This window comes from Undibacterium sp., from assembly GCF_030683615.1.
Classification (GTDB): Bacteria; Pseudomonadota; Gammaproteobacteria; order Burkholderiales; family Burkholderiaceae_D; genus Undibacterium; species Undibacterium umbellatum.
In genome coordinates this window covers 15704-31016 of record NZ_JAUXQE010000040.1, presented here as the reverse complement: position 1 = coordinate 31016, position 15313 = coordinate 15704, and the positions used below count along the sequence as shown (strand labels likewise).

At 48.5% G+C, this 15313-nt stretch carries 12 protein-coding genes; 10 read left to right on the top strand and 2 right to left on the bottom strand.

Annotation, left to right across the window (positions count from 1 at the left end; translation table 11 throughout):
- Positions 1-223: 223 nt before the first annotated feature.
- Entirely contained in the window at positions 224-1018 is a 795-nt protein-coding gene (locus Q8K39_RS22355; protein WP_186951733.1) for a hypothetical protein, read from the bottom strand.
- Positions 1011-3746, bottom strand: a complete 2736-nt coding sequence (locus Q8K39_RS22350) for a hypothetical protein (protein WP_305263390.1) — start codon at positions 3744-3746, stop codon at positions 1011-1013. Before Q8K39_RS22350 ends, Q8K39_RS22355 begins: the two co-directional genes overlap by 8 nt.
- A 772-nt stretch (positions 3747-4518) precedes the next feature.
- On the opposite strand from Q8K39_RS22350, the gene Q8K39_RS22345 reads away from it, so the two are divergent.
- From Q8K39_RS22345 to Q8K39_RS22300, 10 genes are all read left to right on the top strand, one after another.
- Positions 4519-4788, top strand: coding sequence for a hypothetical protein (locus Q8K39_RS22345; protein ID WP_305263389.1), 270 nt, complete (start codon positions 4519-4521; stop codon positions 4786-4788).
- A gap of 10 nt (positions 4789-4798) precedes the next feature.
- Positions 4799-5506 (top strand): DNA/RNA non-specific endonuclease, encoded by a 708-nt coding sequence (locus Q8K39_RS22340; protein ID WP_305263388.1) that lies wholly within the window; start codon positions 4799-4801, stop codon positions 5504-5506.
- Positions 5478-5879 (top strand): DNA/RNA non-specific endonuclease, encoded by a 402-nt coding sequence (locus Q8K39_RS22335; RefSeq protein WP_305263387.1) that lies wholly within the window; start codon positions 5478-5480, stop codon positions 5877-5879. Before Q8K39_RS22340 ends, Q8K39_RS22335 begins: the two co-directional genes overlap by 29 nt.
- A gap of 207 nt (positions 5880-6086) precedes the next feature.
- Complete coding sequence (locus Q8K39_RS22330) at positions 6087-6806, top strand: Crp/Fnr family transcriptional regulator (RefSeq protein WP_186951730.1); 720 nt, start codon at positions 6087-6089, stop codon at positions 6804-6806.
- Between the two features lie 222 nt (positions 6807-7028).
- Positions 7029-7835, top strand: coding sequence for a Crp/Fnr family transcriptional regulator (locus Q8K39_RS22325; protein ID WP_305263386.1), 807 nt, complete (start codon positions 7029-7031; stop codon positions 7833-7835).
- Positions 7836-8169: 334 nt separating this feature from the next.
- Positions 8170-8964 (top strand): Crp/Fnr family transcriptional regulator, encoded by a 795-nt coding sequence (locus tag Q8K39_RS22320; RefSeq protein ID WP_305263385.1) that lies wholly within the window; start codon positions 8170-8172, stop codon positions 8962-8964.
- 52 nt (positions 8965-9016) lie between these two features.
- Positions 9017-11725 carry a PAS domain S-box protein gene (locus Q8K39_RS22315; RefSeq protein ID WP_305263384.1) on the top strand — a complete coding sequence of 903 codons (2709 nt, stop codon included), beginning with the start codon at positions 9017-9019 and terminating at the stop codon, positions 11723-11725.
- Positions 11726-11802: 77 nt separating this feature from the next.
- A complete protein-coding gene (locus tag Q8K39_RS22310) occupies positions 11803-12624 on the top strand; it encodes a response regulator (RefSeq protein ID WP_305263383.1) in 822 nt (273 codons plus the stop codon).
- Between the two features lie 29 nt (positions 12625-12653).
- Complete coding sequence (locus tag Q8K39_RS22305) at positions 12654-13943, top strand: NRAMP family divalent metal transporter (protein WP_305263382.1); 1290 nt, start codon at positions 12654-12656, stop codon at positions 13941-13943.
- Positions 13944-14267: 324 nt separating this feature from the next.
- Complete coding sequence (locus Q8K39_RS22300) at positions 14268-15227, top strand: patatin-like phospholipase family protein (RefSeq protein ID WP_305263381.1); 960 nt, start codon at positions 14268-14270, stop codon at positions 15225-15227.
- The last annotated feature ends 86 nt before the right edge of the window (positions 15228-15313 follow it).

Below are 15313 nucleotides of genomic sequence, written 5' to 3'. Positions count from 1 at the left end.
CAAAACTACAAACGATGATTTGTCCGTAACCGAGTAATCGCGACTCGTGCCATGAGGCTCAACAGAGGTCTATTAGCAATCAATGACGGGCATGATGCATATAACTCCCGACAGTTGCTGCTGCGATAAGGAGCATCCAGAAATTGTGCGTTAAGAAATTAGTCGCTTGAAAAAGGCGACCTCTAATAGTTAACAATTGCGCGAGTGTTGACCAAACTGTTATTTATTCATCGTATGCAGTCATTTGCGCATAATCCAGTCGCCGCCAATGTATCTGGGCCTTGTTATTAATCTTGTAGTCGATCTTTTGTTCGCCTTGGTGATGCTGTAGACCGTTCATTAGTAAATCAAACCGCTCAGGATGGCTGTGAAGTCCGCCTTCGCGTCCAATATTGGTACTGCGACTGACTAATGGAGCCAGTACAAAAAGCTTATCCTGGAGATTCATCACTTCGGACAGACTCAAAGTCCAGTCATATTGATGCGGATAACGGTGTTCATCATTCCACCATGCGGGCTCAATGAAATTCTTCCACTGAAAAGCGTTGATGACCATGCCCCATGGCGAGAAGAACTGGCTGATACCCAGGTCCGCAACTGGCTCGGTGCGAATGCTCGTAACAAACAAATTGAGCAGCATGATACGCACATCAAACAATTGATCTGTCTCTATGGTTTGCTGGTACCACAAAGCCAGCTCAGCAACGTCAGGCGACAACACAATATCATCTTCGAGATAAATATTGACCTGGCTACCCAGGTCAAATGCATACTGCATGGTGTAAAAGGGGTTGCCTCTGATACCAAGCTGCTGAGGGTTGCTTAAAATTGTGCGAGGCATGAAGTCTATAGCCTCGCACAGTTGCGCACATTCTGGACAACCCGGCTCCAGTCCAATGAACAAATGCCATTGTTCGATACCACGTACTTGCCGCAAATGTTCCAGTGTTTGACGTAAGTAATGCGGCCGGTCGGTCACTGTCAAGGTAACCGTCCATTGAGCCGCTTGATCAGCCATGCACCTTCATGTTTAAACGCGGAACCGCATAGCCTGAAAAATGTATTTCTATACCAGTGGCTTTTGAGAAGTCGACACCAGGATTGAATTTCGCTGGCAGCGTAATACCAAAGCTTGCGTAAGGGCTCAAGGCAATGCGCTTTTGGTTGCCACCGGTGCCGTCACCACCCAGTGAGCCGCCAGCGATGGTAACCGGCTGCCCGTTTTGCAGGGTGTATTCATACACACTCAGTACTTGATTATGCGTGTAGTTGGTGGCTGCACCATGCGGGTCTATCAAGACCACACGCCCCTGGTGCAGAAATTGTACATACACATTACCACCTGCCGGCGCAGTGACGCCTTGAATGTAAATTTTGAAATTAGTAAGCAATACATTAGACCAGCCAAGGAAACTGCTTTCATCCAGGGTAATTTGAAAGTTGAACAAGCCATTTTGTTGGAAGCTGGCGAACTGTTCGGGCCGGGTTGTTGAATCCAGCAGGATTTCGATATTATTCAATGGCTGACTAGGCTGACTGTAATTATTGATGCTATTGATAATCTGCGCCTTGAGATTATTATGAAAAATACCTAGCCCAACGAATGAGTTGTCGCTGATGGTGAAAGGATTATCCTGTTGACTCCAGTAATCATAGGCGCGATTTTCCTGATAAAGGTATTTCAGGCACAGCCTTTTGTAGTCCTGATATTGAGTGAACAGAAAATTGCGATAACTAATCAATCCCGGCACGTTTTCTTTGGCTATCTGGGCTTTAATCCGGTTCACTTCTGCTTGTTTTTGGTTTATCAAGCCAGTAAGCGCAATATATTGAATGCAGTCGTTGGTGTATTCAAGTAATTTGCTGTTGCGGCTTTGTGCTATACCTATATAGTCATGCACCTGTTTTTTATAGTTCTGCGCTTCAGGCATATCCAGATAGGGTTGCAAGCTTTTATCAAAATCGTTTTGTTCTGCAATCAGCTTACTGGAATCATCCACGTCGCTGCCACCGGTACTGATTTGCTCCCATATCTTGCTGATGCTGGCCGGATCAGCCTTGCTCGGCACAGGATTAGTCACCAGGTTGCCATTTTCAATGCCGATGCCAATGTCAGCAAAATCTTTGACTGCGGTGCTGACCGTGCGTGCGGTAGGGTCGCTAAAGGCGGAGTAGACATCGACACCGACAGTGAGGATGGTTTTAAGAAGTGCTAAAAAGCTGGCGAAGGAGCAGGATTGCCCTTTGGCTTCTACTGCTTTTTTAAAGCTGTCATCAGCAGCGGTCAATACATTGTGTTGAGCAACCAGGGCGTCGGTCAATTGAATGATGGTGACACCGGTAGCATTGATTTTCGTGTAATAGTCCTTTTGTGCCTGTACATAGTTAGTGATGGCGGTCTGTGCATTGGCAATGGCGTCGTTCATGCCATCAAATTCATGACTTTGACCGTTCAGATAAGCGGTGTACTGATTATAGGTACTTTCTACTTGCCCACCTGTACTCAACATGCCATCCAGCATTTGCGTATATAGATCCAGCGTTACTATCGGTACGTAATTGATGGGGTTGCTAAAATAATCCAGCCCTTGGCCGATTTGTTTTTGCAAGATCTTGCAACGTTGATTCAATCCGGCCAACTCGGTATTCAAGCCAGCATCGCCACTATCACCACTGGTCAGTTGCTCCAGCCATTGATAATAATTCAGTGCCTGGGCCAGGTTGTTACCAAGATAGGCAACTTCCGCGTAATCAAGGGCTAACTGGACCAGGTTCACGGTAGTCAAATCTGGTATGAACAATTTAGTGATAATGGGTTGCTGACTGAGGTCAGTCGCGGCATCCTTGCCCTTTACAGCAGGTGCTGCTGCCTTGCCATCCGTGCCAGCGGTGCCATCTTGCGCTCCGCCTTGACGGTCATCACTTAATTCCCACACTTTTGTATTGAAGTGCCCACCTTGTTCATGCTCAACGGCAATGCGACCACCGATGCCCGCAACACCAAAGCCACCACATTTACCCGGATTGCTCGCCGCACCTGGATTGCCGCCCGTATTGGCGACAGTTACTTGACCAGTCGCCAGTGCAGTCATAGTGTGCACAGTCACAAGGCCGCCATCGCCACCATTCCCACTGGCACCAGCATTGCCACCGTTACCAGCGCGGCCGCCATCGCCACCAGCGGTGGCTTGCGTGACCGACCAGCCATCAGGATGCTGTGGATCATGTTGCACGCGGTTAATGATGGCGTCGTTGCCATTGTCGCCCGTCAAACCATCACCACCTGCCTGGCCATTCTGCCCTTGTTGACCATTGCCGCCTTTGGCGCTCAAACTCAATTGACCGTTGATACTCGATGCAATAATGGTGATATTGCCAGCACTGTCGCCTTTACTTGCAATTGCACACGATGCGACGCCACCACTGGCACCATCTACACCACCTTTATCTGACGCACTGCCGCTGGCAGCCTTGGGGGGATTAATCGGCACGACAGGCTGATCATAACTTTTGCCGCTGCTGTCAAATGCGGCGCCTGATGCGCAATTGATTTGACGGGCTGTAATAACAATATTTTTACCCGGAAGGCTGAAAGTTTGACCAGGCACGGTCAGTGTGTCTACATATAAATGCAGATCAGTCGTGGGATCGAGGTCTGCGGGGTCAAGAGTATATTCAACGGCAAGTATTGTACTGACGCCATTAAGTGTTTGTTTTTGTACTGCGAAGAATGGAGGTGTATTCATGGCATTAAATATACTCAATTGGTTAAGATGCAGAGGTATTGATTCTATTGTAAATTTTCAAATTGGCGCGCTTTTTATGATTATTGAATACGAAAATTTATAATTTTTGCACGCCATGAGATTTTTTTATTATTTTTCTCATTGGCGTCGTTGAACGAGGTCGGCCGGCAGGGTTCGTCGGACTTGTTCAAGCTTATCTGAAGGTCACAAAATACTGCGTGCCCGCGCTTCGAAGGTCTTTTTCATTGCAACTGGCAAGGCATTCACGTCAATGGTGGGCCAGGTGCTTGTGTCTATGAGTTGTAAATCATCGCGGCGTCGGCTCCGAGATAAATTTAAGAATTGAATTCTGGAGCGAGGATGAAACTTGATGTCCACCGGATATGATCATCTGCAGCATGCGCTCCCAGCTGCAAATCCAGGTCCTGGCTGCGGCAAACTCAGCTGACGGTACGCAGAGCATTTCGAGTTCTGTAGCGCCGGGTCTGATGGTGCGTGGTTGATCTTCCACATCAAGGACCAATAACACTTCGTGGTCTCTATAGCGAACCCAAAAATCTACTAACCTTTTGTTGTCACCGGATTGAAGATAGAAGGGGCGTTCTCAAAATGTCTCAACCAATGGGTCTGCCTCCAAGCAAATCCACTGCCGGTAAAAATTTTCTCCAAAGCACTGCAGCCGACGTCCCAACTTCGGACTAAACGATTCGACTATCCGGCCTCCGCGGGGTCGAATTGTTGAAATGGCAGCTTGAAACGTGGTGAAATCTTCATGATTTCAACAAGTTATGCCAATTTTGATGAATTCAAAGCTGCGAGTAGACAGATTTATTTGCCGATGCTACGAGTCGACAAATTTGCTTTTCGCTACGTCAATGAATTGAAGCAGGTGCAAGGCGATCATCCCTTGCTGCAAGCTGTATTACATGCCTCCATCCCCGAGGCGCGCATCCCTGCGCTGGATGGGGTGGCAAAGTTCTCTGCTCATACAGTCGGGCAGGCTCCTGCAGGTCTTTCTGCTTTTCTCCCCCCAACGGATTGAGGTGAACAAAATGAATCAAGCGCATGTGGCCAGATCAATTTCTGTGACTTTGTACATAGACCCGGATGGTCAGGTGAGGCTGGGCCAGCAGGTCCTTGCTGCCGAGTCAGCCAGCTTTCAGGAGGCCACAAAAACCGCCCCCAGGCCAGCAGCATTTGATGTGCCTTTTGATGCAAGTTATGCAGACTGCAAGGGATATGACAAGGGCTTTCTGGGGCAGGGCAAGCTGAGGGTTAATTTCCCCAAGTTGTCGGCTGATCTGGAAAGCAAGGTCTCGCGATTGCTCAAACCTGTGGATGGCAATGAGTATCTGCTGCACTATCATAATTTTAGTGTCGTTATGCATGCGCAAAGACGATTCGCGATCTATAGTGCTGCCAATGTTCGTCATTCTCAACGCTTTCTGATGAGTCGGCCTGGCGATGTGTGGCGAGTTGATCCGAGAATCCCCATTGAGCATCAGGTCAGCAATTTTTACTATAAAAATAATCAGTTTGACCGTGGTCATCTTACCCGCAGAGTGGACCTTGAATTTGGAGGCAGCATGGAAGTGGCGCTGCAATCAGCCGCCGATACTTGTCACTGGTTCAATTGCGTGCCTCAACATGCAAAGTTCAACCAGGGTAAGCAATTGTGGCAAGGGTTGGAGGCTTATGTTCTGGAGTCTGGCCTGAGAAGCGCATCTGGATGTGCAAATCTTTACCGGGCCGATTTTTGAAGAGGATGACCCTGTCTACAAACCTTTCCCAAAAATTCAATATCCAGTGCGTTTCTGGAAAGTAATTGCTACGGCTTATATGCTCGATCAAAGCGAAGTCATAGCGCAATTTGGCATTGAGGCGACGGCGCCATTTGGTGCCTATAAAACTTTTCAAGTGAAAGTCGCAGAAGTCGAGCGTCTCTCGGGTTTGCAATTCACTTCTGGTGGCGGTGTAGATCCGGTGCAGCCATTATCCGCTTGCGATCTATTGAAAAAGAAAAAGCGTAGCACCGCACGGCTTTCTATTGCGGCGCAAGAAAGCGCAGGCTTTGATGTGCCAGAAGGCGATGTCGTCTTGAATGAGCTTGACGACGTGTATCTTGATGAGTGAGCGTGCTGGTTCATCATTTGCTGAGTCAGTGTTGACTAGTGATTGGTAGCGCTGGCTTAGTTTTATTTCTTAAAAACACTTTCTTTGGGGGGCTTGTGTGCGCAAGCGCGCATAGATTTTTTGTATGACGTGATAGGCTAGCGGTCCGCTGCCCGGCTTTGTCTGTGTGACAAAATCTCTGGTGGATTTTTAAGGCAAAAAACGTTAATGCACACATCCCCCAGTCCTATGCAAAATAACCTGCTTGCGGCCTTGCCTGCTGCAGAATTTGCGTCACTGTCGGTCGGTCTGGAGCTTATCTCCATGGCTGTTGGTGATGTATTGTATGAGGCAGGCGTGCGCCAGCAGTTTGTGTATTTTCCCACTTCAGCCGTAGTTTCTCAGCTGTATGTGCTGGAAGATGGTGTTTCGGCCGAAATTGCCGCGGTTGGTCATGAGGGCGTTGTCGGTATTTCTCTTTTCATGGGAGGCGATACCACGCCAAATCGTGCAGTGGTGCAAAGTGCTGGTTTTGCCTATCGCCTCAAAGGCCAATTGTTGAAAGTGGAGTTCGATCGTGCAGGTCCCTTGCTGCGCGTATTGTTACGCTATACCCAGGCATTGATTACGCAGATGACGCAGACTGCCATTTGCAATCTGCATCACACGGTGGAGCAGCAATTGTGCCGTTGGCTGTTGCTGAGCCTGGATAGATTATCTTCAGACGCCGTGAATATCACGCAGCAGCGCATTGCCAATGTACTGGGCGTGCGCCGTGAAAGGGTGACCGAGGCGGCAGGCAACTTGCAGCGTGCTGGTCTGATCTGTTATAGCCGTGGCGCGATCGTCGTGCTGGATAGACCTGGTCTGGAAAAAGTGGTCTGTGAATGCTATGTCGTCATACAAAAAGAATTTACCAGATTATTGTCTTCGATTCCCTTTCAGTAAGCTTGACCAGCTTTAAGCGTACCGCCAATCTTCACTACAACCGCGCATACCCCGCAAAAACCAGGTGAGTGTACTTGTTTAATAAGTAAGTTGAGCTAGATGAGGGCTATATGAGCGATGGCGCACATACTCCAGCTTTATACCTGCTACTCTGTGTATAGATAATCCAGTCTATACAATCCATGTCACTCCAAACAGAGATGGCAGCTCAGAGCATCATTCATGACCATCCCTCATAATCCTATTCAAAATCACTTACTTGCAGCTTTGCCGAAAGCGGAGTTTGATCGTCTTGCCGCGCATCTTGAATTGGTGGAGATGCCCTTGGGTCAGGCCTTGTACGAGGCTGGCGGCATTTTGAACTACGTCTATTTCCCAACCACTTCCATCGTGTCCTTGCTGTATGTCCTTGAAAACGGTGCTTCTGCTGAAATAGCCATCGTTGGCCATGAAGGCATACTCGGCATTTCCTTGTTCATGGGTGGTGAAACCACGCCCAGCCGCGCTGTTGTGCAGTGTGCTGGTCATGGTTATCGCCTCAAGGCTCAATTGTTGAAAGAAGAGTTTAATCGTGCGGGGCCTTTTTTGCGTCTCTTGCTGCGCTACACCCAGGCGCTGATTACGCAAATGACGCAAACTGCTGTCTGCAACCGCCATCACTCCATAGAGCAACAACTTTGTCGCTGGTTGCTTTTGAGCCTGGATCGGCTCCCCTCAGATTCTGTTTCTATGACCCAGGAGTTGATTGCCAATATGCTGGGTGTCAGACGCGAGGGTGTGACAGCTGCAGCTGGCAATATACAGAGACTGGGATTGATACGGTACAGTCGCGGGCGCATCGATGTAGTTGATCGTCCCGGGCTGGAAAAAGTGGTTTGCGAGTGTTATGCCGTCGTTAAACTGGAATTTGATCGCCTGCTTGCTGACATTCCACATGGAGACCCTCTGCATGTGTTGGGGGAGTCAGACCGGCGTGCAGCTGTAGTGCGTCCTGTCGCAAAGCAAAATGGCTCGGACAGAAGAAATTAATGCAATTCAAGCTGGTATAATCAGGTGCGTTTGGCGGCGTAACAAAAATTGATGTCATTGATGGCTGTATGTACGCTAGCGTACGTAATTCTTTTTCTAAAGCTGCCATAGTGCAGCTTCCAGTGTGGTCAGGACGTTTGCCGATGCAAATTAAATATATGAGCAGGCCAAGAGTCGCTGTTTTTTTTGCGCAATATTTTTCTATATGTGCGATATCGAACAGACAATAAAAGTGTGAGTGTCTTAGTGTTATTGTCTGGGGCATGCCGATCAGGTTTTTCCGATTGCGTTGTGTGCCTTATCCTTCCTCTTAACTATTTTGCAGGAAATCGATATGGACAATCATATAAACCCGAATCAAAATCATTTGCTAGCGGCCTTGCTGGATACGGAATTTGATCGTCTGGCACCTCATCTGGAGCTTGTTTCCATGTTGCTTGGTGATGTCTTGTATGAGTCGGGCGGTAAGTTGCAGTATGTGTATTTTCCGGTGACATCCATTGTTTCCCTGCATTATTTGCTGGAAAACGGTGGTTCTTCAGAAATTGCGGGTGTTGGGAATGAGGGCTTGGTAGGGATTTCCTTGTTTATGGGGGGCGATACCACACCCAGTCGCGCTATTGTCCAGACTGGCGGCTATGGCTATCGCCTTAAGGCACAGGTCCTTTTGGAAGAATTTAACCGTGCCGGACCAGTGCTGCGCTTGTTGTTGCGATACACGCAGGCGCTGATCACGCAAATGTCACAAACAGCAGTGTGTAATCGACACCATTCCGTCGAACAGCAACTGTGTCGCTGGCTATTGCTGACCCTGGATCGCATGTCAGGCAATGACCTGACTATCACGCAGGAATTGATTGCGAATATGCTGGGAGTGAGGCGCGAAGGTGTGACTGAGGCTGCAGGTAAATTACAAAACTATGGCTTTATCAGCTACCGTCGTGGGCATATTACCGTCGTTGACAGGGTAGGGCTGGAGGAGCATGTATGCGAATGCTATGGGGTAGTTAAAAAAGAGTTTGCCCGCTTGCTGTCAGATGTTTTGCAGCGCCAGGGTAATGCTATACCTGCTGCGCCCGCTACTATTGTTAGAAAAACCGGATATATGCAGGGGAACATAAGTCTGTAAATATTACTCTGAATTTTGAAGTTTATTGAAGGATTGCTGTGAACAAAAATATATGAAGGCAATCTCGGTAGAGCGTCTCACCTTGATCGGCTTTGGCATCACCTTACTGGCCTTGTTGATGATAGGCGGTATTGCCTGGAATATTGCCGTGCCTTTCGATTCAGTCAAGTCGATAGAGCATACCCGCCAAATAATTGAAGACCTCAGCGAATTGAGTGTCAAGCTGTCAGAGGCGGAGAATGGGCAGAAGGCATATTTTCTTACGAAAGAAGATAGCTATATTAGTCAGCGTAATGACAGCCTCACTGACTTGGCAAAGCTTATTCAGCATTTGCATGGATTGACGCGGGATAATGCTCAACAGCAGGCGCGCATGTTGCAGTTGCAAAAAGCCGTCGACGAGAGAGTGGCTATCATGCATGAAGGCCAAAAACAATTTGAAGCGCGTGGCTTTGCAGCGACTCGTGCCCTGTTTAATGCGGGTTTGCTCGTCTCCTCCAGGGTGCAAACTATTTTGACTGACGCGATTATTGATGAGCAGGTTCTGCTCGATGAACGTAAATTGAAGGCAGCGTTTCGCATCAAACTGGTGGTCGGTAGCGTTGGTTTTCTGTTGGTGTTTTTGTTGCTTTGGGCTTTGCAGATACGTCGTGCCACGCTCGGCCGCATGGCTGGCGAGCAAACTTCACTCAAGGTGCGTGAGGTCTTGCTCAAGATGGGGGCCTTGCAGGATGCCATCTTTAATAGCCCGAATTTTTCGATTATTGCCACTGATGCGCAGGGCTTGATTCAAATTTTTAATGTCGGTGCCGAGCATATGTTGGGCTATGACGCTGCTGACGTCGTCAACCTGATCAGTCCCGCTGATATTTCCGATGCTGACGAACTGGCTGCCAGGGCAGTTGCGCTAAGCGCAGAATTCAATACCCCCGTCGCCCTGGGTTTCGATGCCTTAATCTTCAAGGCCATGCGCAGTCTGGAAGATATTCATGAACTGACCTATATCTGTCGTGATGGTAGTCGTCTGCAGGCCATTGTGTCAGTCACTGCCCTACGGGATGCGCAGGGTGTTGTCATAGGTGGCCTCTTGATAGGTACAGATAATACCGCACGCAAGCAGGTGGAGGCCGAGCAAGCCTTGCTGGATCAGCGTTTGCGTGATCAGCAGTTTTATACACGGTCTTTGATTGAGGCCAATATTGATGCACTGATCACGACAGACTTGAATGGTGTTATCAGCGATGTCAATCATCAGATGGAAGCGATTACTGGGTGCACGCGCGATGAACTCATAGGCGCTCCATTCAAAAATTATTTTACCGAACCCGCCGCAGCAGAACTGGCGATGAAGCGTGCGCTACAAACTGGCAAGGTCACAAATTGTGAACTGACAGCGATAGCGAAAGATGGCAAAGAAACCGAAATTTCCTACAATGCCAGCACCATCTACGACCGTGAGCGCAGATTGCAAGGCGTATTTGCATCTGCCAGGGATGTCACTGAATATAAATTGTTCGAGCAAAGGCTGCAGAGTAGTAATGTTGAGCTGGAGCTGGCCAAGGCGGTTGCCGAAAAAGCCAATTTGGCCAAGTCAGAATTTTTATCCAGCATGAGTCATGAACTGCGTACGCCACTCAATGCAGTGCTGGGTTTTGCGCAGTTGATGGCATCAGATAATCCGCCGCCGTCGGATAACCAGAAATTATCAATAGACCAGATATTGCAGGCTGGCTGGTATCTATTGCGCCTAATAAATGAAATTCTTGATCTGGCGATGATCGAGTCGGGCAAGGTGACAATTTCAAAAGAGTCGATCCTGCTGAGCGATGTCTTGCTGGACTGCCACGCCATGATAGAACCGCAAGCTCAGACGCGCGGCATTAAGATGATTTTCCCGACCATAGACTTGTCGCTGTATGTATTTGCTGACCGCACCAGACTCAAGCAAGTCATGGTGAATTTATTGTCAAACGCGATTAAGTACAATCAGCATGAAGGTTCTGTTACAGTCGAATATGCCATGCATGGTGAGAGCCGCATTCGTATCTGTGTCAAGGATGCAGGTAAAGGCTTATCGCCAGACCAGGTAGCGCAACTGTTTCAACCCTTTAATCGCCTGGGGCAAGATGCAGGCAATGAAGAAGGAACCGGTATTGGTCTGGTGGTGACCAAGCAATTGATTGAGCTCATGGGCGGCTCAATTGGAGTGGAAAGCGATGTAGGTGTTGGTAGTGTATTCTGGATAGAGTTAGCCCTGGCTTCAGCACCAGCTTTGCATGAGGAAGGAGCGGACGAATTTGTGGTCGAGGCAGGTGATGAGCGGCAAGCAGCGCATGCATCATCACAACGCAGCTTATTATATGTGGAAGACAATCCTGCCAACCTCGCTTTGGTCGAGCAATTGATTGCCCGCCGCAGCGATCTCAAGCTGTTGACAGCAGTGGATGCTCATCTGGGTATCAGCACGGCACAGGTATGCAAGCCGGATGTGATTTTGATGGATATTAATTTACCTGGTCTTAGTGGTTTTGGTGCGCTCAAGATTTTGGCGAATGATCCGCTGACGGCGCATATACCTGTCATGGCCTTGTCTGCAAATGCCATGCCGCGCGATATAGAGAAAGGCATGGACGCTGGCTTTTTCCGTTATCTGACCAAGCCCATCAAGGTAAATGAATTTATGGATGCACTAGACCTGGCGCTGCATCATGCCAAGGAACATGGCCTGGTTCGCACGAAGGGCGACATTGACTGTAATTAAGTAAAGAACGAAGTTGAGTTGGGATGACGATGTTGTGACGTGGAATGTTGATGCGGGAACGATTTTGAAAGAATGAAATGCTTGAAGCAGTCGAAATTCTCAAGGCCAGCATCCTGATCGTCGACGATCAAAAAGCTAACGTGATGTTACTGGAGCAAATGCTGCGGAATATCGGCTATACCTCCATCACCACAACTATGGATGCACGTACCGTGTGTGCACTGCATATAGAGCATAACTATGATTTGATATTGCTGGATCTGCAAATGCCGGGCATGGATGGTTTTGAAGTCATGGAAGAATTGAAGAACATCGCCGCTGATGCCTATTTGCCGGTTTTGGTGATTACTGCCCAGCCAGGGCACAAGTTGCGGGCCTTGCAGGCGGGCGCCAAGGATTTTGTCAGTAAGCCCTTTGATTTGCTGGAAGTGCAAACACGCATACGCAATATGCTTGAGGTACGCTTACTCTATCAAAAACTGGATAGCTATAATAAGCTTCTTGAACAGACGGTAATCGAGCGCACAGCTGAGTTACGCGCCAGCGAAGCACGCTTTAAAAGCTTTACTGAACTCTCATCTGACTGGTATTGGGAGCAGGATCAGTTTGGCAATTTCACCAGTGTCTCCGGGCCGGTATTCGAAATGCTTGGCATACAGGCAGAAGACATGCTGGGAGCGGCACCCAAGGGTATGGATGGCTGGGATGTCGATGAACGTGAACGGCTGGATGACAATATCGCCAATCGACGGCCATTTCTGGACTTTATTTACCGTCGCTGCAAGCCAGATGGCACGATACAGTACTTGCAAGTGAGTGGTGAGCCTTTCTTTGATACTGCCAGCCGCTTTGCTGGATACCGTGGCGTAGGGATGGATGTCACCCATCGGCGACCATAAAATCAATAGCATTCATCTGCATTTTGTACATGAATAAACCGACTTCCAGTGCATCAGCCGCCTCTAAAGAAACGTCCCTGTTGCAAAAACTGGGGCCTGGCCTGATCACTGGAGCAGCTGACGATGACCCCAGTGGAATTGCCACTTATTCTCAAGCAGGTGCGCAATTCGGTTTTAACATGTTGTGGACGGTTTTGTTTACTTACCCCTTGATGGTGGGTATACAAATCGTGAGTGCCCGCATAGGCAGGGTCAGTGGACATGGATTGGCCACCAATATACGTCGTCATTATCCTGGCTGGTTATTGTATGCAGTAGTCGGTCTTTTGCTGATTGCCAATACCATTAATATTGCTGCCGATATTTCTGCCATGGGCGAAGCATTGAAATTACTGATAGGCGGCAAGGCGCATCTGTATGCCATTGGTTTTGGCGTATTGTCTTTGCTCCTACAGGTTTTCATCCCTTATCGGCGTTATGTGCGTTTACTGAAATGGCTGACACTGGCTTTGTTGGCGTATGTCGCTACCGTATTTGTTGTGCATATGCCCTGGTCAGAGGTGTTGATGAGGGCGGTTATGCCACATCTATCGTTAAAAAAAGAATACATCACCACAGTAGTGGCAGTGTTTGGCACCACCATTAGCCCCTATCTGTTTTTCTGGCAAGCCTCGCAAGAAGTGGAAGATATGCGCGCTGATCATCGGGCGCGTCCTTTGATCCATGCGCCTGAACAGGCGCCAGCCAATTTGAAGCGTATCAAGCTTGATACCTATATAGGAATGGCATTCTCCAATCTGGTGGCATTCTTCATCATATTAACAACTGCCGTCACCCTGCATTCGCATGGTGTTACGGATATCCAGACCTCTGCCCAGGCGGCAAAGGCATTGCGACCTATTGCAGGCGACTTCGCCTTCATGTTGTTCAGTGCCGGTATTATTGGCACTGGTTTGCTGGCCATACCTGTACTGGCTGGTTCATCGGCATATGCCATGGCCGGTGCTTTTAAGTGGAAAAGCAGTCTGGAAGAGACTCCTACGCATGCCAGACAGTTCTACGCCATCGTTGTACTGTCTACCGTTATCGGCATCGCATTGGGATTTACTGCGATTGATCCCATCAAGGCACTGTACTGGAGTGCGGTCATCAATGGCGTGATTTCTGTGCCCATCATGGTAGTCATGATGTTGATGGCAGCTCGTGCTGATATCATGGGTGTATTCGTGATTGCAGCCAGGTTGAAGATATTGGGCTGGTTTGCCACCGCAATGATGGCAGTTGCTGTGGCATCGATGTTTGCAACGTTTTTTTATTGATAGCTGTTCCAGCGTATGAGTCGCTCGTCCGACGCTTCCTTGACGAGATGCCTGGCTTTTTTTTCAGGGTTTCTTTTTCTGCATGTTTGCCGCACACCCGGGTCATATTTTGCCATACGCGCCGCCATGATTTCGTGATGTCTGTCATGTTCTGATCGCTTGAAAGGAGTATCTCTTCTTTAGTCAGGATTGTATTAATTTCTTACTATTTTTTTTGCGTGAACTCTGTGCTGCAGGGCTTTTGGAAATATAATCACGCACCTGCAAAATATCCCTGATGCTTTTGGGATGACCGCACTATTTATTCATACACTCAGAAATAACATGCCGCATTTCTCTTCCCGAATTACTTCTTTGTTCGCTCGCAGTAAGCCAGTTCTGGATCGTCTGGTCGTGCCAGTATTGTTTGCTTTTGGTTTGTCAGCCTGCAATACGTCCCCGCAGCAAGTGACTCCATCGGTAGCGACTGCCATACCAGTGACAAAGACACTGAAACCTTTGCGCATTGGTTTAGCGCTTGGAGGTGGTGCAGCCCGTGGTTTTGCCCATATTGGTGTCATCAAGGCGCTGGAATCACAAGGTATTAATCCTGATATCGTGGTTGGTACCAGTGCGGGCAGTGTTGTGGGTGCCATGTACGCCGCTGGTAATAATGGTTTTGCCATGCAAAAAATGGCACTTGATATGGATGAGGCAACCATCTCTGACTGGTCCTTGCCCTTGTTTTCAAAATCCAGTGGTGTATTGAAGGGTGATGCTTTGCAAGCCTATGTCAATCGCCTGGTGGTGCAGGCCCCTATTGAGAAGCTGCGCAAACCTTTTGGCGCTGTCGCGACCGATTTGGCAACCGGTCATGCGGTACTGTTTCAGCGCGGTAATACTGGTGCGGCAGTACGCGCCTCTTCTGCTGTGCCAGGAGTATTCCAGCCTGTGAAAATCAATGATCGTCTGTACGTCGATGGTGGTCTGGTGTCGCCAGTGCCAGTGCGTTTTGCTCGTGATATGGGGGCTGATCTGATTATTGCAGTCAACATCTCTTCGCCACCAGAAGCGCAAGTTTCAAATGCCACTCTGGATATTTTGCTGCAAACTGTTGCCATCATGGGGCAAAGCATTAATCAGTTTGAATTGAAGCAGGCGGAGATAGTTATTCGTCCAGAGTTGCCAGGAATGAAGGGAAATGATTTCAATGGCCGTAACCTGGCCATACTGGCAGGTGAAAAAGCGGCAATGGCGATGATGCCTGAGATTAAGCAAAAGATTAAAGCAATGCAGGAGCGTTGAGAACGGGTTTGCTGGATCTGGATGGATGAAAAAATAAAGGCAGAGCATGGATTGCTCTGCCTTTTTTATGCTGGTGTTATTGATTT

Bases quoted from the DNA above. Each gene is read 5' to 3' on its own strand.
- Q8K39_RS22315 (WP_305263384.1), top strand. From the start codon at position 9,017: ATGAAGGCAATCTCGGTAGAGCGTCTCACCTTGATCGGCTTTGGCATC.
- Q8K39_RS22300 (WP_305263381.1), top strand. From the start codon at position 14,268: ATGCCGCATTTCTCTTCCCGAATTACTTCTTTGTTCGCTCGCAGTAAG.
- Q8K39_RS22330 (WP_186951730.1), top strand. From the start codon at position 6,087: ATGCACACATCCCCCAGTCCTATGCAAAATAACCTGCTTGCGGCCTTG.
- Q8K39_RS22310 (WP_305263383.1), top strand. From the start codon at position 11,803: ATGCTTGAAGCAGTCGAAATTCTCAAGGCCAGCATCCTGATCGTCGAC.
- Q8K39_RS22355 (WP_186951733.1), bottom strand. From the start codon at position 1,018: ATGGCTGATCAAGCGGCTCAATGGACGGTTACCTTGACAGTGACCGAC.
- Q8K39_RS22305 (WP_305263382.1), top strand. From the start codon at position 12,654: ATGAATAAACCGACTTCCAGTGCATCAGCCGCCTCTAAAGAAACGTCC.
- Q8K39_RS22325 (WP_305263386.1), top strand. From the start codon at position 7,029: ATGACCATCCCTCATAATCCTATTCAAAATCACTTACTTGCAGCTTTG.
- Q8K39_RS22345 (WP_305263389.1), top strand. From the start codon at position 4,519: ATGATTTCAACAAGTTATGCCAATTTTGATGAATTCAAAGCTGCGAGT.
- Q8K39_RS22340 (WP_305263388.1), top strand. From the start codon at position 4,799: ATGAATCAAGCGCATGTGGCCAGATCAATTTCTGTGACTTTGTACATA.
- Q8K39_RS22350 (WP_305263390.1), bottom strand. From the start codon at position 3,746: ATGAATACACCTCCATTCTTCGCAGTACAAAAACAAACACTTAATGGC.
- Q8K39_RS22320 (WP_305263385.1), top strand. From the start codon at position 8,170: ATGGACAATCATATAAACCCGAATCAAAATCATTTGCTAGCGGCCTTG.